Below are 22,047 nucleotides of genomic sequence, written 5' to 3' on the forward strand. Positions count from 1 at the left end.
TAAGCAAGATATCATATTTTCAATAAATTTAAAACTGGAGGCGAAAATTTATGTCTGGTTTTGTTAATAAATTAGCAAATATCTTGATGCCGATTGAAGAAATTGAAGAAGTGGAAGAAGCCGCAGAAACAGCTGCAGTAGAAAACACCATTCGTGAAAAAAAAGTTGTGAATGGTAATGACCTATATGGCAATGATGAGTACAAAAGTTCGTTTACCCGTCCACAATTGACAGTGCATACCAATAAAGTTCCAGAACTCAATATTTTGGTGTATGTTCCTGAGTCTTTTGATAAGGCAAATGTCATTGCGGATGCTTTGAAAAAAGATGAAGCTGTTATTGTAAATTATGAAAAAGTCGATGGTGATGAACAAAGACGACTTTGTGATTTTATTAATGGTGTATGTTATGTTTTAAATGGTGCAGTGAAACGTATTTCTGCAGAAATGGTCTTATATGTTCCAGAAAATGTAGATATTGCTCAAGAAGTTTGTGCAAAAACTGTACGTGGTTTTGCTAAATAATATTCTATTTTAAATTTAGGTAAAATGGTGGTTATGTGTGTGTTATACGTAACTGCCATATTTTAATTTATTCAAGACAATTTATATTGTATTTATATACTTTTTACTAAAAAGTGGTAAAATAATATTGGCGAGCAAAAAATAGTAATGGAGGATTAATATGCAAAAAGATCAGGATATATTGGAAGCGGTCTTGGCTGAGTTTCAAGAAATTGCTAAAATTCCTCGTAAGTCAGGGCATGAAGAAAAAATCAGTCAATATTTATTTGACGTTATCAAGGCAATGGGTCTGAAGGTAGAACAGGATAAAAAATTTAATATTATTGCTGAAAAACCTGCAACCGAAGGTTTTGAAAATATGCCAGTCACGATATTACAAGGGCATATGGATATGGTTTGTGTTGCTGCTGAAGGCGTGAATTTTGATCCTTTAAAAGATTCTATTCAAGTAAGACGAAATGCTCAATATTTATATGCTGAAGGTACAAGCCTTGGAGCAGATGACGGTATTGGTGTTGCTGAAATCTTATATATCTTAAAAGCAGAGTTTGCACATGGTCCGCTTCGAGCTATTATTACTGTGGATGAAGAGCAGGGGATGAGTGGCTCTATTGCACTTGATCCCAAATATCTTGCTGCTAAATATTTAATTAATTGTGATTCGGAAAATTATGATGTTGTTACCGTCAGCAGTGCTGGCAGTGTAAATATAGATTTTTTGCGCCGACCGGTATGGCGGGACCCGCTCTACAAAGCCGCCTATCAGATAACGGTAAAAGGTTTGCTGGGTGGACATTCGGGTGAAGCAATTAATTGTGGACGAGCAAATGCAATTCAAACGTTAGCGTTGATTTTGCAGAAAATGCAGGGTATGGGAATTGATTTTGAGCTAGCTGACTTTACTGGTGGTATGGCGCGTAATGCGATTCCTGCCAAAGCCAGCGCTGTGATTCTAATTAAGCCAGATAATACTAAGAAAATGGATCAGCTTTTACAGGATTTTAAAATTGATTTTCAGCACATTTACGGCAATGTGGAAAAGACGTTGAAGATTGATCTTACGATAATTGATCAACCAAAAGATGTCTTATCAAAAGAAGACCAAGACAATCTGATTCGTTTACTATGTGTGCTTCATACGGGTGTATATTCGATGTCGCAATCAATTCCAAACCTTGTTGAAGCTTCGGCTAATCTGGGGATTGTGGAAACAAAACAAAATGCAATTAATGTACAATTTTTTCCGCGCAGTGCAATTGACAGCAAGGTCAGCGAATTTAAACAATTGGCTCAAGTGATTTCAGAATTGACTGGATTTCATCTTACATTTGGCTCACAATCACCAGGCTGGGCTGAAAAGTTAGAAAGCAAATTGGTGCCGCTAATGACTTCGGTTTTTGAAGAGCAAAATAAACAACCGATGAAAGTTGAAATAATCCATGCTGGGCTGGAATGTGGATGGTTCTTTCAAAAAAATTCTGATCTGGATATGGTTTCAATTGGTGTTACTGCTATTGGGATTCATAGTCCTGAAGAAAAAATCGAATTAGCTACGGTAGCACCACAGGTTAAATTGATTATGGAAACGTTAACGCGTCTTAAAAACGTATAATAAAAAATGAATCCTCGGCATATCTTATTAAAGACATGCCGGGGATTCATTTTTTATTATTTTATTTTCGAAAATACAGCTTCAAGGTTGTTTAACATCGTATTGATATTTTCTTCAGTAATGATCAGTGGCGGCTGAAAAGCAAGGACGTTGCGTTCAATACCATTTTTCCCAATAATAAAACCACGATCTTTCATTTCTTCTAGAATGAAATCAAGTTCAGTAGAAGCTGGTGATTTATCAGGGTGAACAAGTTCGGCACCTAGCATTAAACCAATACCACGAATATCACCTATCAAAGGATATTTCTTTTGTAAAAGTTCTAACCCACTTCGTAGTTGCGCGCCACGCGCTAAGGCTTTGCTGCATAAATCATGGGTTTGTATATATTCAATTGTAGCCAATGCAGCGGTTGATGAAACAGGATTGCCGCCTAGTGTGGAAGCTCCCGGTTTGGTATATGTATCCGCAATTTTAGTTGAAGCAATAAAGGCACTGATCGGCGTTCCATTGCCTAATGCTTTTGCCATGGTCATAATATCTGGGACGACATCATAATTTTCAATGGCGAACATTTTGCCGGTTCTGCCAAATCCAGTCTGTACTTCATCCGTAATCATTAAAATATTATATTGATTAAGTATTTCTTTTACCCGTTTAAAATACCCTTTTGGTGGAGTCACGATGCCGGCGTTGCCTTGAATCGGTTCAGCAATATAGGCGGCAACATTGCCGGATGTCGCATATTTAATTACATCTTCGACCGCGTTGGCACAGGCGAGATCACAGTTTGGATATTTTTTATCGAGAGGGCAGCGATAACAATAGGCATTCGGGGCGAAATGAATACCTCCGACTGGATTTGGATCTGTGCGCCACATACTGATACCAGTCATACTCATCGTGAGTTTCGTTCTGCCGTGTAAACCGTTGCGTAAAGCGATAAATTCACTGTTTTTTGTATAAATTGAAGCGAGCAGTGCAGCACCTTCGTTGGCTTCTGTTCCAGTGGAGCAGAAAAAGGATTTTTGTAGATTTCCTGGAGTCACTTCAGCAAGCTGCTCAGCCAGATTCACAAAGTTTTCTGTAAGATATACATTACAAACATGTTGAAGTGACTGTACTTGCGCACATATTTTATTGGTGATTTCAGGATTGCAGTGGCCACAGTTGATTACGGAAATGCCAGCAAAACAATCTAGGTATTCCTTGCCGGTGTGATCATATAGATATTGCATAGAACCACGGACAAATTGTTTTGGTTCTTTATAAAAATGAGCTAGGCACGGCATTATATATTTTTTCTTTTTTTCGAGAATGCCTTCAGGTCCGATATATTGTGTCATAAAAATAGGAACTCCTTTATCGATAAATCTAAAATGGTGCTTTTGTTAACGTGAAATGCGATATCGATAGGCACCGCTGCCGAGTTCGCGTGGACTAACTTTTTTTATCGCGTCAAGCACTTTTGGATCATATTGATAAGCTGTCGTTTCTGTTTTGATTTTATCAAGTTCACTGCGGTAGGTTTTTGTTAAAAGTCCGGCCAGTTCCGCTGTATAATGCTGTGCTTCGATACGGTACGATGTGACACCTTGTAATTTTGTCAAATACGGCAGCAGGCAAAGATCCTTTGCAAATAATATATGGTTGCGCCCATATTGATCAATGCGGATCGGATGTACTTCTTTAGCCGTGTCCAATAGAGCATAATGACGATCACAAAATTCCGGATTTTCTAATGGATTAAAGCCAAGTGACATCGCGGGTAAATTATGATCGCAGATCATGGATTCAGTTGCTCCGTGGACAATTACTTCAATGGGTAATTGGGATGCTGCCAGCATATCACAAACTTGTGGGTAGGAGGCTTCAAGGGAAGCGACTGCCATAACAGCACCATTGTCTTTGAGAAATTTTACGCTTAGGTGATTAAATGTATTAAAGGAAAAATCAGCTTGCACTGGAAGATTTGTAAGGCGCTTTGCCAAGCTTAATGAACCAAGGTTGCTTACCATGATTCCGGCTGGCTTTATTTTGTTGAGCTCGATGAAAAATTGTTCAAGTTCAGCACATTCTCGGCGCATCGTTGTACGAGGGGTATCTATAATAATTTTTGCGTTGTAAGAATTCGCCATATTAATGGCTTCTTTAATTTCGGCAAGTGTCCATACTTTAACTGGTTTAAAACTTTCTCCGCCAATATAGACTACATTGGCTCCATTTTGACAGACAGCTTTAACGGAAGCTAGATCAGCGACACGAACTGCTAGTTGCTGTTTTTTCGGTTGACTTAAAAGAATTGGTTTTATTTTATCAACGATTGGTGCGCTGAGGCCGGCTTCTTTCACAGCTTGGCTGAAAAATCGCGGTTCTCTTCGGCCAGAAAAACCTATATCTTTTGCCGTCGGCTGCCCAAGGGCAAACGTTGTTGTAAAATCACGGGATCGATTTTCATACAAATCTTTCCAAGCTGCTTCATCTGTTGTATAGCCACAAGGATCGGCGATATAGCTATCAATTGCCTGACGATAAGTTTTTACAATTCCTTCCACAAAAGCGGCTGTGCGCATACGACCTTCAATTTTAAAAGAATATACACCAGCTTGAATCAATTCAGGAATGTTTCGATACATACACATATCATTTAAAGCGAGTTTATATGGACCCGGTGAATCGGTATCCAGTATCTCGCCCGTATTTTCATCAATTAATTTATAAGCCCAGCGGCATGGTTTTAAGCAGCGGCCGCGATTGCCGCTTTGGCCAAATACGACTCCCGAGTGGATGCATTGACCGCTTTCGGATATACACATATCGCCATGCATAAAGTATTCGACTTCAATTCCAGTTCGTTCTTTAAAGAGGCTCAGTTCAGATAAAGTCATTTCACGTCCAACAACAATACGGGTAATACCATATTCTTTGAGTTTATTAATCGCGTGTTCATTGTGTGTATTCATCATAACGGAGGTGTGAAGTGGAATTGTGATACCGAGTTCTCTTACTAATTCAAGGACCGCAAGGTCTTGTACGAGTAAAGCATCTGGTTTAATGGTCTCTAAATATTGCAGATACTCACGCATTGGTTCAATTTCCTGATCACTCAACAGGTTATTGATTGTAATGTAGAGATGTACATCATGTTGATGTGCATAAGCTATCGCTTTTTTTAGCATTTCATTGTCAAAGTTTGTATCGGTACGATGCATACGCATATTAAAATGTTTACCACCTAGGTAAACTGCGTCAGCGCCAGCTTTGACTGCGGCTTCTAAGACTTCCCAATTGCCAACAGGGGCTAGAAGTTCTACGGATTTACGTGTTAATAACAAAATGGTTCAACTCCTTGAATTATATCAACTATGCAATTTATGCATAAATTTCTTTCGCTTTTTTCTGTAGTTCGGCAGTAAGTTCAATTCCAAGATTATCAGCAACGAACGAATTTAATAAAATCTCTGGTGTTTTGGTAATACCGACGGGGATATCTTGGATTGACTTCTTGTCGATGAGGATGGATTTGGCCTGGTGAGCGCATTCGAGACCAAGTGCTGTGTGGTTGGCAACAAGTGCACCTAGTGCACCCATTACTACATTGGGTGCATGTGAAGCAATGATTGGGATTTCCAGCATGTCTGCATAATAGGCAATACTGGAGAAGTTTTCTTCAATAATGCGGCCAATTGGTAAAAATAAAGCATCCAAATCAGATGGTAAAATTTCTTCCAATAAAGAAATTTCATCGGCTGTTTGTATGGCGATTTTTTCAATGGTTAATAGATTCGCAGCGGCCGCACAAAAATTATTTGTTTCGATGAGCGTGTTGCCATCGGCTGTATGGTATAAAACACCAATTTTTTTTGCTGTCGGTAATAGCTCTTGGATAAGCGCAATTTTGTCTTGTGATTGTACCATGCCGCTCATTCCGGTGATATTAGCACTAGGTGCTTGCATACTATCAACCAGTTTTACACTTATTGGATCAAATACAGGTGTGAAGAGTATCGGAATTTCACCGGTTATCATTTGCGCGGCTTTGGCAGATGGTGTAGAACAAGCAAAAATTAAATCAACGCTTGAATCGACAAGTTTTTGTGCAAGTCCGGGCAGTATTTCAACCTTACCATCGGCATTAAGATATGTAAACTTGGCCTGAATACCTAAGTTTTGCAGTCCTTGCTTGAAGCCACGAACGGCATCGTCAAGATTTTGTGTTAATTGTAAAATTCCAATATGAAACAAAATATACACCTCTTTAGATAAATTTAACTTATATATCTTCCACATCAATATATATAATACCTTCAAATTTTATTTGAAAAGATAGAAAAAAGTATGTGCTGCGAATCTGATAATAAAGGATTTCGGAAAATAATGTCGAAATTTGCCTAGATACGTTTCTAAAAATTCAAGATCGAAAGAGTCGTTTTCGTTTGAAAGTATGAGGTAATTGTGTGATGGAAAATAAAAAAGAGTTTGTACACCTTCATGTACATACGGAATTTAGTTTGCTCGATGGTGCAAGTCGTATCGGCGAACTTGTCAAAAGGACAAAAGAATTGGGCATGCCGGCAATTGCTATTACAGATCATGGCTCTATGTATGGTGTTATTGATTTTTATAAAGCTGCCCAAAAAGAAGGTATCAAACCTATTATTGGCTGTGAAGTGTATTTGGCCCCCGCATCGCGTTTTGATGCATTTGAAGTGGATGGGACGCGTTACTTTCATATGATATTGCTGGCAGAGAACAATGAAGGTTATCGCAATCTGATTAAATTGGTATCGTTGGCGAATACGGAGGGGATGTATTATAAGCCACGTGTTGATAAGGAAATTCTGCGTAAATACAGTAAAGGAATTATTTGTCTGAGTGCTTGTATTGCCGGTGAAATTCCACAGGCGCTTATTAAAGACAATCCGCAGCATGCTGAGGAGTTGGTGCAAGAATATATTGATATTTTCGGTAAAGATAATTTTTTTATTGAGATACAAGACCATGGGATTCCCGAAGAAAAAAAAGCGAATGTTGGATTGGCCGAACTTGCGAAAAAATTTAATCTTGGTCTTGTGGCGACGAATGATTTACATTATACGAATAAAAGTGATAGTGCTTTTCATGATGTTTTGCTTTGTATTCAAATGAATAAAACGGTCGATGATGAAATGCGCATGAAATTTTTCAGTGATGAATTTTATTTAAAATCACCAGAAGAAATGGGTCTGCTTTTTGATTCTTATGAAGGTGCTTTATCAAATACGGTAAAAATAGCAGAACGCTGCAATGTTGATTTTGAATTTGGTCATTTGCATTTACCAAATTTTCCATTGCCGGAGGGCATGACGGATGAACGGTATTTGCGCCAATTATGTGAAGATCATATTTTACAGCGTTATAAGGAAGAAACAACACAAATACGCGAACGATTGGAATATGAATTATCGATTATTAAGCGGATGGGGTATGACAGTTACTTTTTAATTGTTTGGGATTTCATTAAATATGCACGTGAACATAAAATAGCAGTGGGCCCAGGCCGTGGTTCCGCCGCCGGCAGTATTGTGGCATATCTTTTGGCCATTACCGATATTGATCCGCTCAAATATGATTTGCTGTTTGAACGTTTTTTAAATCCAGAACGTGTAACAATGCCGGATATTGATATTGATTTTTGTTATATTAGACGGGAAGAAGTCATTGAGTATGTAAAACGGCAGTACGGGGCCGATCATGTGGCACAGATCATAACGTTTGGTACAATGGCTGCCAAAGGGGCAATTCGCGATGTTGGGCGTGCTCTTAATATGACCTATGGTGAAGTGGATCGTATCGCGAAAATGATTCCGACAGAGCTTGGAATTACACTTGATAAAGCTTTGAAAATGAATGCAGAACTAAAGGCGGCTTATACCGAAGAAGAGCCGGTGAAACGTCTTATTGATTTTGCTCGTGATGTAGAAGGTTTAGCACGGCACTCTTCAACACATGCTGCTGGTATTGTAATTGCTCGTGATCCACTTACGGAATATGTTCCGATACAAGTTTCAGATGGTACGTTGGTAACACAGTACGATAAAGATCGTGTCGAAGAGCTTGGTTTGCTTAAAATGGACTTTTTAGGACTTCGAACTTTGACGGTTATCAGTGATTGCCTGGATCATATAAAAGCAAATAGAGGAATTGACCTTGATTTAGACAGCATTCCACTTGAAGATGAAAAAACGTCACAAATGCTTTGCTTAGGTGCGACTGGCGGAGTGTTTCAGATGGAATCATCAGGGATGACAACGTTGGTAAAAGATTTGAGACCGACCGGTTTTGCAGACTTGATCCCATTAGTTGCTTTATACCGCCCGGGACCACTTGGCAGTGGAATGGTTACGGACTTCATCAATGGACGCCACGGGAAAAAAGAAGTAACATATATGCATCCGTTGTTGGAACCAATTTTGAAAGAAACGTTTGGTGTGGTTTTATACCAGGAACAGGTTATGCAAATTGTTCAAACTCTGGCAGGTTTTACGTTAGGACAGGCCGATCTTTTAAGGCGTGCTATGGGGAAAAAGAAACATTCTATTTTGATGGCACAAAAAGAAAACTTCTTAAAAGGAGCAAAAACAAAAGGTCTGGAAGAAAAAACAGCGAATACGATTTTTGATCTGCTGACACATTTTGCCGATTATGGTTTCAATAAATCACATAGTGCGGCATACGCTTTGGTGGCGTATCAGACCGCTTATTTAAAAGCCAATTATCCACAAGAATTTATGGCAGCGATGTTGTCGAGTGTTATGGGGACGAACGATAAGATCGGTACATATATCGAACAATCGCGCCATATGGGAATTGATGTGCTGCCACCAGATATTAATGCCAGCAAATCTTCCTTCACCGTTGATGGAAATGCGATTCGGTTTGGTCTGGCCGCTGTAAAAAATGTCGGAGAGGCAGCTCTGGTCAATTTAATCAAAGTCAGGGAAAAAGATGGACTGTTTAAATCATTGGTTGATTTTTGTGCGCGAGTTGATATGAGGACTGTTAATAAACGCGTCATGGAAAGTTTAATTAAATGCGGAGCCTTTGATTCAATGGGCGGGAAAAGATCACAGTTTTTGGCAGTGCTAGATAGAGCTGTTGATGCGGCAGGCGCCAAGCAGCGTGATGCGGCAAGTGGACAAATGGGCTTATTTGGTATGGAGGCAATGGAAGAGGTCGATGATCTTGCGCTGCCAGATATTGAAGAATTGCCTAAAAATGAAATATTGACGTTGGAAAAAGAAATCACAGGGTTTTATATTACAGGGCATCCACTTGATCAGTATCGTGATAAAATGCAAAGCTTTGTATCAATTCAAGACCTTTTAGCTGGTAAGTTTAAAGAGGGAAATGTAATCAAAATGGCAGGGATCATTTTATCGGCAAAACGGATTACCACTAAAAAAGGTGATACAATGTGTTTTATGGAAGTTGAAGATTTTACGCATGCGATTGAAGTAATTGTTTTCCCAAAAGTTTTTTACCAGAATGTAAATACGTTAGTACCAGATTTTCCTGTCGTAGTCAGCGGCCGTGTTAATGTAACGGATGATGGTGTGAAAATTATTGCGGAAAACCTGTGCTTAATTGCTGATTATCAGCCGGAAGTACGGATAAAACTTCGTAAGGATCAAGAACAGGCCGAGGTTTTTGAGGCATTGAAAAATGTGTTCCATGAATACCACGGCGATCATATTGTTTTTTTACATTTGATTGACAGCCGCAAGGTTATCAAAACAGAACCCGGTTTTTGGGTTATGCCATCGGAGCAATTTCTGGGGAAAATCGAAAATCTGCTGGGAAAAGGTGCCGTGCATTTTACATAAGTTCAATTAAATGATGTAAAATGCTTGATAAATTCTGTAATACAGGCAGGAATGAATCTTTTTATGGAGAAAAACATATAAAAATATAAAAATATAACTTTTATTGAATGGAGGGATGCTAAATCTAAAAATGTTATCTGGATACTTTGTGAGGACCTAGAATGTTTTCTTACGAAGTCGATAAAGAATGTTTTTTGGAGGAAATGTGCATGTGGACGTCTATATATATTGCAAATAACAGAAAGCAGGCAGATCATTTAAAAACCTTGTTGAGTAATGAGGAAATTTTAACCAATATTCGTCCGGTTGGTATTGCTGCAACAACCGGTGAAGGCATGTTTGAGATACAAGTCTTGGAATCAGAAGTCGATGAAGCACAGGCTATTGTTTGTCAAGGTTCAGCGAATCATTGATCTAAGCAATAAAAAACGGTCTCCAAAATGGAGACCGTTTTTTTGCTTATTTATTTTTAGGATAGATGCCAATTAATAGACTATTAATTATTGGATAAAATGTGCCGATTTTTCTAAATAAGGCGCCTGCTGCAATACTAACTATCGTGACTAGAAAATAAAACAAAATGGCAACAGGGGCAGTCATGATTTTTCCTTGCCAAGTAAGCAACATAGCTAAATAGGTAATGGCAAATGGATGAAATAAATAGGCAAAATAGGAATGCTTGCCTAGAATCGATAGTATGGAATGAACAAAAACTGGGAATTTCGTATTGGAAAATAGGGTGAAAAAGAAAAGTGAGGCACCAATCGTATAAAAAATACCGGCTGGGCATAGCTGATGGGCTGTATTGATTGCAGCTTCCAACGAATAAGATCGTTCGTAAATTAAATAGTAATAATAAATGACTAAAGAAGATAAACTTGCAATAAAAAAAGAACAAATCGAATTATAGTGTCGACTCATATAAATTTCAAATTTATTGTAATGGATCGCCAGATATCCACCAAAGAGAAAAATAAATATGTAATGCAGTACCCAATAATTTAAGCGATATTCAAAAAGGGCTTTGATAACAGGGTTTTCAATGCTATATGGATTCATAATAAAACTGGAATAATAGTCAAAGGCAAGCTGAAATAGAAGCAGCATCAGCAATCGACCAGCACTCATGTGTCGAATCATATAGATCCACACGGGCATAAGTGCATAAAACCAAAGTAAAATTACTAGAAAATATAATTGGTATGATGCAAAACCAAAAAATAAAAACTTTATCAAAATTGGAATTGATAGCAAGGACGTATCATGATATAAAAATGTATAATGGGCAATGTAGAGAAAAGACCATACGACATAAGGAATCAGGACCGTTTTGAAACGTTTTGTCATAAAGTTTTTATAACTGAATTTTTCAGTTAGATCGATATTATAAAATAAGCCAAAAGCTGAAATGAAAAAGAAAATTGGCACACTGAAACGTGTAAGAATTTCAAATATAGCAATCAGATGAATATTACTCGTGGGATTGCTGAGATATTGTGAACCGGTATGTATACCGATGACACCAAGCATAGAAATGCCACGAATATATTCGATGGCTAAAATACGATTTTTTTTCATAAATATATAAGCTCCTCTATATAACATATAAACTCTATTATAAAAGCTGACTATGAATAAGTAAATGCACAGATCTGAATAAATGATGATTTTGAAATTTATTGCGCCAAATTAGAGCGGCTATAGCCAAACAAGCTGGTAAAATGGTAGAATAAAATATGCAAAACATAAAGGGGGATTTTATATGCAGCCAATGATTATACGATTGCTGGCCATTTTTGTTGTAAGCGGCATAATTAAACTAATTCTTCAGATGACCGTAGGAGGCCCAATTGCTGTTGTTCTCGGGGTTTTGGTAGATATCGGGGTTTTATGGTATATTTATCAGCTTTTACGTCGTTATGGATATGTAGATTTAAAAAGGATTATGCTTTTTCTGAGTGGAATCACGTTGATTTCAATTTTAGTTGAAGTGGGGGTTTTACGAGGAGATCTTGGCAATTTGATTATATTATTGGCCATCGCCTGGATTCTGTTTGGTAAAGATGGACTTTGGGGTGGACGTCGCCGTGGGCGAAATTGGTTTTAAATAGTTTCGAATAAAAACAGTCCAATATCAAGTGTACTTGATATTGGACTGTTTTTGATTTAGGTAATTAATCCATTATAAATTGAACTTGTACAGTAGAATTAATATGGATTTCATCTGGTTCAATTGGTGTAGACAGTCCATCACTCTTTCGTAGGGAGAAACTGGCGAAATTACGCGATTCTATATAAGAATTGTTTTCACTGACACTGACAACGTTCGTTACATGTTTGCCAAGTGCTTTAGCAATACTGTCTGCTTTTTCACGAGCATCTTTTATTGCGGTTTGCAGAGCTTTTTGCTGCATATCTTTTGGATTTTTCATCGTGAAATTGATAGAATTGACCTTGTTAGCACCACTTTTGATACTAGAGTCGATTACGTTACTGAGCATAGCAATATCGTCGAGGGTTACGGATACTGTATTATCCGCTGTGTACCCGGTGATCTCATTTGCATGATCGGTAGTTGTATTATTGTTATATGTGGGATAAAATGTATAATTTTTTGTATGAATTTTATCTTTGGCGATGCCGAGTGCAGCTAAATTTGTTTGAATATCATTGGCAATTACGGCATTTTCTTGTGCGGCAATATTTGCTGTTGCTGCTGTAGTCGTTATACCAATCGAAATGTCAGCTTGATCTGGAGTTGCGGTAAGGGAGGAATTTCCCTGTACGGAAATGGTGTGGATGGCTGTGTTTTCAACACTTTCTGCCTGAACAGTACTGAGTGGCAGCCATAACAATGTGCATATAAACATTAAAAATGTAATTTTTTTCATAATAAATCTCCTTTTATATAATTTGAAATATTTCGTGGCTGTGCTGTTTTAACCACAATTTGTGCTTTGCGTAATCTGGCTGATGACTTTGGACTAAATACCAAAATTCTTTCGAATGGTTCATATAGTGACGGTGGGATACTTCGTGAATCACTAAATAATCAATCGTTTTCTCTGGAGCCATAATGATACGCCAATTATAATTGATATTGCCTAAAGAAGAACAACTTCCCCAACGGGTTTTTTGTTCTCTAATGGTAATTTTCCCAACATTTGTATTGAGTCTTTGGCACCAAAACTGGGTTTTTTGCAATAGAATTTTTTTCGCTTGCAGGATAAACCAAGTTTTTAGACAAGTTCGTAAATCTTGTGGTCGTGGTGCATATAAATTGACACATAATTCTTGCGCTGCTAAGGTAATGGCAGGTTTACAATAGGTCGATTTTACACGTAAGATGGTTTCATTTCCTTTAAATAACAAGATAGAACCATCTTTTAAATCGTTAAGAGGTGAGGCTTCTGTAAGTGGTTGATTTTGTAATATATTATTTTTTTGTTGAATCCAATCTGCTTTTTGTTGAATAAATGCAAGAATTACATCCAAGTTTATGCTTTTTGGTGCTTTGATGGACAGCGTATCAATTGCTGTAAGCTGCAATTGCAGTGTCTTGCGAACTTGTCGTTGTAGTGTATATTGATAGATATGCTGTTTGATTGAAATAGATGCCATATTTACCTGCCCCAAAAATCAGATTCACTTGTATCATAGCGGTATTTGGTTGATTTGTAAAGTTTGAATTTTATAAAAAAGGATATAGTGTGCCTCGGATTATACAAGATTACACAAGTTTTGCTTTATAAGGCTGGTTAAATATGATACTATAAGTAAGTAATCATAAATATTTATGTGGTAAAAAGATAGATACAAGGGAGAGATTTGCTATGATGTCATTGAATTTCCAAGCGAAAAAACATGAAAAATTATTAATTGCCCGTCAAAAAAATTGTACGGTTCGACTCGGTGATGTTCGTAAACATTATCCGGAAAGTTCCATTGTGTGGATTACAACTGGTGCAAAATTGGAAACAAAACATAAGTTGTTTACAGCTTTTATTGATAAAACGCAGGTCAAAACAATGGCTGATTTAACATCGAATGATTTAGGCCATCAAAATCCGGAAATTAATTCACGAGAAGAGCTCATTGCTGATTTTGAACGTATTTATAAAAAAAGAATTACCATGGATGATACTGTAACTGTAATTTATTTTTCAGAAGTAAATGAATAGAACGAAATAAGCTGTAAATTCTTTTCTTTAATAAGGGTTAATAATTACGGCGAATATCGATGTTGACATTTTGTTGACATCGATATTTTTTTGCTCATTTATTTTGTGAATTAAGTTTCGGTAGTACGATAGAGCATAAAACGGGTGTTTGTTGGTAAAAAGCAAAGTGCTGACTTTCTATTTGCGATGATACCCTTTGCTTGATCTGTGTTATGATGGAGTAATGGAAAGTGAAAATTCCTATTTGTGAAACTGGCGGGCCGCGCTCGTATTCATAACGGATGAAGCAAGGAGCTGAAAGCATGTTTAATAAAATAAAGAAATTTGTTTTGGGAAAGTCGTTACGCAGTAAACAGCTGGGAGAGCAAAAGTTTAATGTGTTTTGGGGACTGCCCATTCTTGCCAGTGATGCAATTTCTTCGGTTGCTTATGCGGGCGAAGAAATTCTTTATGTTTTGGTACCTATCGTCGCGCTAGCGGCTTATGCACAAATGTTTTATGTATCTTTAGCAATTGTGGCACTATTATGTATTTTAGTTTTTTCCTATCGCCAAACGATTGATGCATATCCTTGTGGCGGTGGTTCTTATATTGTAGCTCATGATAACTTAGGCGTTATTCCGGGTTTGACTGCTGCGGCTACGTTGTCGATTGATTATGTTTTGACAGTTGCCGTTAGCGCTTGTGCCGGTACGGCTGCGATTACTTCGGCTCTGCCGAGTTTGCTGCCGCACAAAATTTTAATGACGTTGTTTTTTATTTTCATTTTAACGATTGGTAATTTGCGGGGCCTTAAAGATTCATCGAAAATGTTTGGTGTTCCGACTTATACATTTATAATATCTATACTTATTATGATTGTTTATGGTGTCTTCAAAGTGAAAGTACTGGGCTTTGTACCAGTTGATCTAGTGCAAATGCCGGAAGTTACTGGAGATCTTACCATTTTTTTAATTTTACGTGCTTTTGCCGCTGGCTGTACAGCTTTGACTGGCGTGGAAGCTGTAAGTAACGGGATTCCTAATTTTCGTGAGCCCTCCCAAAAAAATGCGAAATCCGTTTTGGTTTTACTGGCATTGGTTGTTTTGGCTATTTTTAGTGGAACCTCTTATTTGGCAACATTGTATCATGCGGTGCCAAATCCGGATCAGACGGTTATTGCACAAATTGCTATGCAGGTTTTTGGGAATGGCGTATTTTATTATTTTATGCAGTTTACGACGGCACTGATTCTTATTATGGCGGCGAATACAGCCTTCAATGATTTTCCCTTACTCTTGTCGTTACTGGCTAAAGATTCATATGTACCACGTCAATTTGCCCAACGGGGCGGACGGCTTAATTATTCAAATGGTATTGATTTCCTTGCCTTGGCAGCGGGTATTTTGGTCGTTGTTTTCAATGGTGAAACGCATTTGCTATTACCATTATATGCAGTTGGGGTGTTTGCTTCGTTTACTCTTTCGCAGTCTGGCATGTGGCTGCGCTGGGTCAAAAATAAAACGCCGGGGTGGCGATACAAAGCCTTCATTAATGGGCTCGGCGCTATGGTGACTTTTATTACGATGATTATATTGGGTGTAACTAAATTTATGGCAGGTGCGTGGATTGTCTGTATTTTAGTTCCTATCTTTATTTATGGGATGCTGCAAATTAAATCCCACTATAATGTTGTGGCTGAACAACTGCGCCTGCCATTGCCAGAAGTTGCCAATGCAATGTCTTGGCGTGAACGAGAAATTAATCATGTGATTGTCCCCGTGGCATCAATTAATAGGGCCTCACTCAAAGCGTTGCTTTACGCGAAAGAAATTTCAAAAAATCAAAATATTATTGCTTTTCACGTAGCGATGAATGAACAATTCGCGAAAGAATTGCGTGCCATGTGGGAAGATTTTCAGCTTGGAATCCCTTTGGTTATTTATGCATCTCCGTATAGAGATTCTGTTAAACCACTGTTGGCGTTTATTGCATCACAAGAATACGCTGCTAAAAAAGATGATATCATTACAATTGTTTTACCTGAAGTAATTGTGAACAAAAAATGGATGAATATTTTGCATAATCAGACCAGCTATTTTATGCGGGGAGAGTTGATTCACGATCCGCGTATTGCAATTATTACAGTACCGTTTCAACTTAAGAAATAGCTTGGTATAGAAATCTTTATATAATGCAACTTATATAGTAAATATTTCTTGTATTATATAAAATGATATTGATTTTCGTTATCATGTATGTTATTCTATATGTATAGCTCTTCATTCACATCTCCCTTATTAATACATCGAAAAATACTCACCGATTTGGTGAGTATTTTTTATTGTAGTTGGTGTAATGTTTACATAATAATTTTTGTATGGGATAATCATATTTAGGTTTTAGTTCGTGTACTTGAATTTTATAGGGAGTTGAAATATATGTTTTTAGAAATTTTTGTAATTGGTATTTTAGCGGGAATGTCTCCGGGACCTGACTTTTTTATTGTAATGAAAAACAGTTTAGGGTTTGGGAAAAAAATAGGGATTGCATCGGCACTGGGTATAGGTGCAGCACTTATGATCCATGCAACATACACGGTTTTAGGTTTAGCTGTTATCATACAGACGTATATATATGTTTTCAAAACAATACAAATAATTGGAGCTGCTTATTTGGCGTATTTAGGTGTACAGGCGTTACTTTCTCTATTTAAAAAAGAGAAGTTGACACTAGAAGCACAAGTGGAGTCAGGAACTGGAAAGAGCTTTTGGCAAGGCTTTAAAAACGGATTTATATGTAATGTATTTAATCCAAAGGCATTTTTGTTTTTCCTTAGTGTATTTTCACAATTTTTTTCAGTGGATACACCAAAATGGATTGAGTGGGCTTATGGATTAGAAGTTGTGATGGCAGTTACGGGGTGGTTTATATTTCTTTCCTTAATGATTTCGTCAAAATTTTTTCGATCATTGTATCAAAGAGGCCATAAGGTTCTAGATGGTTTTTTTGGTGGTATTTTATTATATTTTTCTTATCGATTATCTAAAAATATTTTTGACTGATTTTTCTTTGTAGTTCTTTTTAGTTAAAAAGTATTGATTCTAAGCTTGAGATGCAGTATTATTAGAACATGTGTTTACTGGAAAATAAAGCCAGTTGATATACTGCAAGGTGGTGATAGGATGAATATGGATGCGTTATTTAATACATTTTTACATGGTATTGCATGGCATACTGGTGGAAAGTTAGTAAATATGTTTTTTGTGCCAATTCTTTTATGCTTTATAGCATATGGTATTTATAAATTCATTAAACGTAGAAAAAAGTAAAATTTATAATCGTGAATTAAAAAATGCAGAGTTATGTCTGTCCACGGGGTTTTAGAAATCTTGCAAAAGTCGTACTTTAAGGGTACGGCTTTTGTTTTGACCGAGCAGGACGGTTATTTCGTTCTATGTTGTAGCTGTAGTTTCTCGAAGTACCGTTTTTCTGCAATAAATAAGTCATAGGTACTATAGGGAAAATAGGCTGTAAATTGCAGGAGAAGTGCTGGCTGTGTTATAATAATTGAGGAAGATTCGTTGTGACTGCCTATATAGTGGTAGCCTGCTATACAAAAATAATAGAATAATTTTATGTAAAACCTGGATTTAAAATTATTTTTATAATGTGTTGACAACCTAAAATTAAAATGGTATTATATTACATGTTCGGTATGGCATTAATTGCTTTACAGAATAATGAATAGGAATATGCCGAAGTGGCGGAATTGGCAGACGCACTTGACTCAAAATCAAGCGATTTCCCAATCGTGCCGGTTCGAGTCCGGCCTTCGGCACCATTCAATAGTTTCATACTGTTTTAACTTTAATATGCCGAAGTGGCGGAATTGGCAGACGCACTTGACTCAAAATCAAGCGTTTTCCCAAACGTGCCGGTTCGAGTCCGGCCTTCGGCACCAGTACATCCAAGCCTTCCAGGGGTTTCCTCGGGAGGCTTTTTTTAGTGCTTACTGTCATGTGGATATTGCGGCAGCACTGGTTATTTTTTTATATAGATTCTAGGGGGAAGAGATGTTTTTATGTTAAAATATATGTTTTTTATTTTATGTTCCATTTTATTTTGTAACTCAATTATTCCGGCTGTTGAAGCAGCTGAATTGACGGGATTACAGTCAGCACATAAAATGAAAATTATGATTAATATACCAAGTCGATTGCTGACCTTGTTTTCGGATGGGAAAGCAGTTCGTATGTATGCGGTTGGAATTGGACGATTCGATGCACCGACACCAGTGGGGGAGTATCAAATTCTTTCAAAGGAAATCAATCCGACCTGGATTAAGCCGGGAGAAGAAGTAGTGAAAATTGAATCAGGCCCAGATAATCCTTTAGGTTATCGGTGGATGCAGATTGAGGGGAATTATGGGATTCATGGAACGAATCAACCCAATTCAATTGGCGGGTACGTTTCGAGTGGCTGTATTCGGATGCGAGAAGCCGATGTTGAAGAATTATATGATTTAGTGCCGATTGGCACGTCAGTAAGTATTCTTTATAAACGTTTAGTCATTGAAAAAAATCCAGATAAAGTCGTGACTTTTTATATTTATCCAGATGAATATCATTCACAGCCTTTGGATATTCAAGCTGTTAATAAAAAATTGGCTGAATTTGGTGTAGATCGTTTTGTCAGTGATGAAAAAATATCAGATAAACTGTTGGCAGCAAATGGTGAAGCTACATTTGTAGGAAAGTCTTTTTCTGTTATGGTAAATGAGCAGAAGCTTAATGTGGCTGGTGTCGTACAGAATGGTATGGTTTATTTGCCGGTGATACCGATTGCTTCTCAATTGAAATTAGCTGTGACTTGGAATAAAGAGAGTGAATCATTGAATACTGCCTATGGAACGGTTCCAGGATATGTGAAAAAAGATATTCTGTATATGAATGCAAATGATGTTGATCGTTTGTTTCATTTAGAACTTGATTGGCATGATAGTGATACTTTGTTTTTGAATCGAAAGATAAGTGTAGATACAGCTTTGCCAACACCACCAGTTACTTCAAGACCGGTTTCAAAAAACGATGTTGTCATGAAACATGCTAATGAATCTACACACACTACACCGATGATGCCTGATTTTGGGAAAATGGATCAAGTAAAAAATTAACCGATATTTAAACGAATGAATCGGCTGTGTTACAGTGGAATTGATTTTATAAAAAACTAGAGTGCTGCGTATAAGGTTGAATTTGGGGAGTGAATTGTGTGCAAAAACGATTTATTATAATTGATGGAAGCAGTCTTATGTATAGAGCATTTTATGCTTTACCGTTGCTGACAACAGCGAATGGCGAATACACAAATGCCGTATATGGCTTTGCGACCATGGTAACGAAACTGATTGATGATTTGAAACCAGATTTATTGGTGATTGCCTTTGATAAAGGGAAAAAAACATTTCGAAATGAAATGTTTGCTGACTATAAAGGTACACGAAAGCCAACACCTACCGAACTTTCGTCACAGATTCCTTTGATTCATGATTTGGCGGATGTATTTGGTATAAAGTTAGTGGAAAAAGCTGGCTTTGAAGCAGATGATATCATTGGAACATTGGCTACGAAGGCAGCGACGGCTGGACATGAATCCATTATCGTGACGGGAGATCGTGATGCATTACAGCTTGTTGGACCGAATCTTACGGTAATGTTGACGAAAAAAGGTATTTCAGAACTGGAGAGTTTTGATGAGACAGCTATTATGGAGAAATATGGCGTATCACCAAAGGCATTGATTGACTTAAAGGGCTTGATGGGAGATTCTTCGGATAACATTCCTGGTGTTCCAGGGGTTGGCGAAAAGACGGGCTTGAAATTGCTTTTGGAATATGGTTCTTTAGAAAATGTTTTGGCTCATATTGAAGATGTTACTGGTAAAAAATTAAAGGAACGTTTAACCGAAAATAAAGAGTTGGCGATTCTTTCGAAAAAGCTGGCAACTATTATTCGAGATATGGATATTCCTTTCGATGAAGACGAGTACGAGATTACGCCGGATGTTGCCAAACTTAAAAATTTTTGTTTGCGGTATGAATTTAGAAGTGTTGCGGCAAAAATAGAAAAATTATTTCCTGAAGTGGATGGCTTGGGCTTTGGTACAGTTGTAGAAAACGTATTGCCACCATTTGAAAAAATAGATGATCCGGAAAAACTTGTAGGCATTGCAAGCGAAGTAGAATCTGCAAAAAAAATAATTTTTTATCCAATCCTTATAGGAAAAATGCCAAAAATCGAGTTGCGGGGTATGGTTTTATGCCTTGAAGCAGGTATGGTTTATGTGGAGGCGGCTCTGCGAAATTGGAATTTAATCATGGACTTACTGGCTGATCCAAATGTTGTAAAGATAACGCATGATTTTAAACCTTTATACCATACCGGACAAGTCATTGATGGTATGGTTTTTGATACGATGCTGGCGGCTTATTTATTGGAACCGGCCGACACGAAATATGAAATTTCTACTTTGATGGAAAAATATCTTAATGAATTCAGCCAGCCTGAACAATGTGATGCTATTGAACATGGTGTTTGGGCCGGTTCGTGTATTCGTGATTTATATATTCCATTACAAGACGGACTTGAAAAAGCTCAATTAATGGATCTTTATCAAAAAATTGAAGCTCCCTTATTGCGAGTTTTGGCAGAAATGGAGCATAATGGAGTTTGTGTAAATCGTAACCATCTTGAAGTGATGTCTGCTGAAATTGCTGTGCAGATTGATGAATTATTAAAAGAAATTCATGCTTTGGCAGGGCTGGAATTCAATGTAAATTCACCGAAACAATTAGGTGAGGTGTTATTTGAACGGTTGCAATTGCCAGCGGTAAAAAAAACAAAGACAGGTTACTCAACGAATGCGGAAGTTCTTGAAGAACTTTTGCCGCAGCATCCAATTGTTGCAAAAGTTCTCGAATATCGTACCTGGACAAAGCTTAAATCAACCTATTTAGATGGTTTGGTAGTTTTGATTGACCCAGAGACAAACCGTATCCATACGAGTTTCAATCAAATGGTTACAGCTACTGGGCGCCTTAGCAGTTCAGATCCGAATCTGCAAAATATACCGGTTCGGACGGAAGCTGGTAAAAAGATCCGGGAATTATTTGAACCTGGAATCGGTTATCAGTATCTTATGTCAGCGGATTATTCACAGATTGAACTCCGTGTTTTGGCTCATATGTCCGAAGACAAAAATTTTGTGGAGGCTTTTACCCATAATCAGGATATTCATACGCGGACAGCTTCGGAGGTCTTTGGTATCCCTATGGATGAAATGACGCCGGAAATTAGAAATAAAGCAAAGGCCGTCAATTTTGGTATTGTATATGGGATTAGTGATTATGGTTTATCACGTGATTTGCATATATCTCGGAAAGAGGCAGCCCTTTATATCGAAAGCTATTTTGATAAATGCAGTGGTGTTAAACATTTTATTGATCGAGTTGTCGAAGAGGCTCATACAAATGGTTATGTAACGACATTATTTGGCAGACGCAGAAATTTGCCGGCGATTAACAGTTCAAACTATAATCAGCGTACTCTGGCGGAACGAATGGCAATGAATACGCCAATTCAAGGAACGGCAGCCGATATTATCAAAAAAGCGATGATTGAAGCATATCGTGAGCTTAAACAAAAAAATCTCAAGAGTCGTATCTTATTGCAAGTACACGATGAACTTGTTTTAGAGGTTATTGAAGAAGAGATTGAAATTGTTTCTTCTATATTAAAGAATACTATGCAAAATACCGTAAAGTTGATTGTTCCACTTACCATTGATATTAAAGTTGGGGTAAATTGGGCAAGAGCAAAATGAAG

The 22,047-nt window shown here is 37.5% G+C and carries 17 protein-coding genes and 2 tRNA genes; 13 read left to right on the forward strand and 6 right to left on the reverse strand.

From position 1 onward, the window contains the following. The first annotated feature begins 50 nt into the window (after nt 1-50). On the forward strand, nt 51-524 hold the full coding sequence (locus F606_RS0113080) for a cell division protein SepF (protein WP_019554343.1): 474 nt from the start codon (nt 51-53) through the stop codon (nt 522-524). Nucleotides 525-684: 160 nt separating this feature from the next. Then, nucleotides 685-2,136 carry a beta-Ala-His dipeptidase gene (gene pepD, locus F606_RS0113085; protein WP_019554344.1) on the forward strand — a complete coding sequence of 484 codons (1,452 nt, stop codon included), beginning with the start codon at nt 685-687 and terminating at the stop codon, nt 2,134-2,136. A gap of 56 nt (nt 2,137-2,192) precedes the next feature. On the opposite strand, the gene F606_RS0113090 is transcribed toward pepD, so the two are convergent. The 3 genes from F606_RS0113090 to F606_RS0113100 are packed head-to-tail and all read right to left on the reverse strand — an operon-like array spanning nt 2,193 to nt 6,381. Further along, nucleotides 2,193-3,482: an aspartate aminotransferase family protein gene (locus tag F606_RS0113090; RefSeq protein WP_019554345.1), complete on the reverse strand. Its 1,290-nt coding sequence runs from the start codon at nt 3,480-3,482 to the stop codon at nt 2,193-2,195. 45 nt (nt 3,483-3,527) lie between these two features. Beyond that, a complete protein-coding gene (locus tag F606_RS0113095) occupies nt 3,528-5,471 on the reverse strand; it encodes a peptidase U32 family protein (RefSeq protein WP_019554346.1) in 1,944 nt (647 codons plus the stop codon). A gap of 37 nt (nt 5,472-5,508) precedes the next feature. Further along, a complete protein-coding gene (locus F606_RS0113100) occupies nt 5,509-6,381 on the reverse strand; it encodes an ABC transporter substrate-binding protein (RefSeq protein ID WP_019554347.1) in 873 nt (290 codons plus the stop codon). A 215-nt stretch (nt 6,382-6,596) separates the two neighbouring features. On the opposite strand from F606_RS0113100, the gene F606_RS0113105 reads away from it, so the two are divergent. Beyond that, a complete protein-coding gene (locus F606_RS0113105; protein ID WP_019554348.1) occupies nt 6,597-10,001 on the forward strand; it encodes a DNA polymerase III subunit alpha in 3,405 nt (1,134 codons plus the stop codon). A 209-nt stretch (nt 10,002-10,210) separates the two neighbouring features. Further along, on the forward strand, nt 10,211-10,414 hold the full coding sequence (locus tag F606_RS0113110) for a hypothetical protein (RefSeq protein WP_019554349.1): 204 nt from the start codon (nt 10,211-10,213) through the stop codon (nt 10,412-10,414). A gap of 46 nt (nt 10,415-10,460) precedes the next feature. Here F606_RS0113110 and F606_RS0113115 read toward each other — a convergent pair whose 3' ends face one another. After that, nucleotides 10,461-11,579 carry an acyltransferase gene (locus F606_RS0113115; protein ID WP_019554350.1) on the reverse strand — a complete coding sequence of 373 codons (1,119 nt, stop codon included), beginning with the start codon at nt 11,577-11,579 and terminating at the stop codon, nt 10,461-10,463. Between the two features lie 184 nt (nt 11,580-11,763). Here F606_RS0113115 and F606_RS21130 point away from each other — a divergent pair, with 184 nt between their 5' ends. Continuing rightward, nucleotides 11,764-12,108, forward strand: coding sequence for a hypothetical protein (locus F606_RS21130; protein ID WP_019554351.1), 345 nt, complete (start codon nt 11,764-11,766; stop codon nt 12,106-12,108). A gap of 67 nt (nt 12,109-12,175) precedes the next feature. On the opposite strand, the gene F606_RS0113125 is transcribed toward F606_RS21130, so the two are convergent. Both F606_RS0113125 and F606_RS22370 read right to left on the reverse strand, forming a co-directional pair. After that, nucleotides 12,176-12,892, reverse strand: a complete 717-nt coding sequence (locus F606_RS0113125) for an SIMPL domain-containing protein (RefSeq protein ID WP_019554352.1) — start codon at nt 12,890-12,892, stop codon at nt 12,176-12,178. 13 nt (nt 12,893-12,905) lie between these two features. After that, on the reverse strand, nt 12,906-13,622 hold the full coding sequence (locus F606_RS22370) for a M48 family metallopeptidase (RefSeq protein WP_019554353.1): 717 nt from the start codon (nt 13,620-13,622) through the stop codon (nt 12,906-12,908). 212 nt (nt 13,623-13,834) lie between these two features. Between F606_RS22370 and F606_RS0113135 the strand changes: the two genes are divergently transcribed. From F606_RS0113135 to polA, 8 genes are all read left to right on the forward strand, one after another. After that, the gene (locus F606_RS0113135) at nt 13,835-14,182 is read left to right on the forward strand and encodes an ASCH domain-containing protein (protein WP_019554354.1); all 348 of its coding nucleotides are present in this window, start codon (nt 13,835-13,837) and stop codon (nt 14,180-14,182) included. Between the two features lie 302 nt (nt 14,183-14,484). Next, a complete protein-coding gene (locus F606_RS0113140; protein WP_019554355.1) occupies nt 14,485-16,332 on the forward strand; it encodes an APC family permease in 1,848 nt (615 codons plus the stop codon). 270 nt (nt 16,333-16,602) lie between these two features. Beyond that, complete coding sequence (locus F606_RS0113145; protein ID WP_019554356.1) at nt 16,603-17,226, forward strand: LysE family translocator; 624 nt, start codon at nt 16,603-16,605, stop codon at nt 17,224-17,226. 120 nt (nt 17,227-17,346) lie between these two features. Further along, a complete protein-coding gene (locus tag F606_RS23230) occupies nt 17,347-17,493 on the forward strand; it encodes a hypothetical protein (RefSeq protein WP_019554357.1) in 147 nt (48 codons plus the stop codon). A gap of 425 nt (nt 17,494-17,918) precedes the next feature. Then, a tRNA-Leu gene (locus tag F606_RS0113155) sits at nt 17,919-18,005 on the forward strand. Between the two features lie 33 nt (nt 18,006-18,038). Then, nucleotides 18,039-18,125 (forward strand) — tRNA-Leu (locus F606_RS0113160). A 120-nt stretch (nt 18,126-18,245) separates the two neighbouring features. Beyond that, nucleotides 18,246-19,337 carry a L,D-transpeptidase gene (locus F606_RS21140; protein ID WP_019554358.1) on the forward strand — a complete coding sequence of 364 codons (1,092 nt, stop codon included), beginning with the start codon at nt 18,246-18,248 and terminating at the stop codon, nt 19,335-19,337. Between the two features lie 98 nt (nt 19,338-19,435). After that, the gene (polA, locus tag F606_RS0113170) at nt 19,436-22,045 is read left to right on the forward strand and encodes a DNA polymerase I (protein ID WP_019554359.1); all 2,610 of its coding nucleotides are present in this window, start codon (nt 19,436-19,438) and stop codon (nt 22,043-22,045) included. The last annotated feature ends 2 nt before the right edge of the window (nt 22,046-22,047 follow it).

The organism is Propionispira raffinosivorans DSM 20765 (assembly GCF_000381065.1).
GTDB lineage: Bacteria > Bacillota > Negativicutes > Selenomonadales > Selenomonadaceae > Propionispira > Propionispira raffinosivorans.